The organism is Streptococcus sp. GMD4S (assembly GCF_000296955.1).
Map to the genome: position 1 here is coordinate 1 of NZ_AJRE01000243.1, position 1,250 is coordinate 1,250.

Consider the following 1,250-nt stretch of genomic DNA (forward strand, 5'->3'; position numbering starts at 1 on the left):
TTGACAACTACTTCTGTAGCATAGCCATTTCCAAAATCAATTTGGTAGGCTTTGTTTTCATACTTACCACCCGTTTGACCAAATTCAGGTTTAACTGTCATCGGATCTGTGATGAGCAATGATTTTCCTGCTGCTACATAGTTCTTGTAGAATTCGGCTGGATTATCAGCTGAGAAGAGTTGGAAAGCACCTTTAACAGTGATGTTTGCTTTCTTCAACAGATCTTGAACCTTCTTAGGCGCAGCTTCTAAACTATCAAACTGTTGAACACTGATACCTGATACAAGATTGCCCTCTAGATCACGGATCTTAACCAATTCTGGTTGAAGGGTTAAGGCTTCTTCTGGATAATCATCCACATAGTAGAAACCATTTTGAATCGCTTCTTTAGAAGATTTATCTCCCTTGTATTGGTCCAAATCCCATGTGAGTTCATAGTAGTTCGTTGAACCAGCTAGAACTTCTTTGCCATCAATATTCACACCTTGCTTGTTCTTGTTAACTTTCAAAGGCTTGATGTAGTTGTTATTTGGATTGTCAGGATCATTTGGTTTACCTGGAGTCGTTACACGAACAATGTTTGACTTGACACCGTAGGCATCGTTGACTGTCAATGTAAAGTTGTTTGTATAAGTCGCCCCATCATTCAAGACACGACCAACAACAGTTGGATATAGAGTCTCAAAGGATTTTGTCAAATCTGCATTGAAAGCTGCCAAGGTCTCCTCAGTAGCCTTAAAGGTTACAGTGTGACTAGCTTTGTCATAGCTTGTTTCAAAACCTTTGCTTGCAGCCTTGGTTGCTTCCAAATCAAACTGATAGCCAGTTGGAAGTGGATCTACCAATACAAACGAAGTTGTTTTTGGACGCCCTGCAGTTAAAGCTTCCGTTTTCAACTCAAACTTCACTACAGACTGCTTAGCAACTAGAGTACGGTCGATATCTACTCCATCCTCATTTTTAATTTCTTTATTAATCTGAGGTTGTGCAAATAGACGATTGTAATGGAAGTGAACTGTTGGCACCGCTGGTGGTGTTGGCAAGTGCTTAGGAGTTGGTGCTAGCGGCGGAGTTGGCAATGGATCATAATTTGGCTCTTCTGGTTTTGATGGCTCTGGTTGATCTGGAGTTTTTACCGGTGGAGTTGGCTCATTTTCATAGCTTGGTGCTACTGGAGCTGGTTCCAATGGTTTCTCTGTCTCATATGTTGGCTCTTCTGGTTTTGATGGCTCCGGTTGATCTGGAGTTTT

The 1,250-nt window shown here is 41.4% G+C and carries 1 protein-coding gene; it reads right to left on the bottom strand.

All coding sequences use genetic code 11. From position 1 onward, the window contains the following. On the bottom strand, positions 1 to 1,250 hold a 1,250-nt coding region (locus GMD4S_RS09040), incomplete at both ends, for an adhesin isopeptide-forming adherence domain-containing protein (protein ID WP_000618940.1).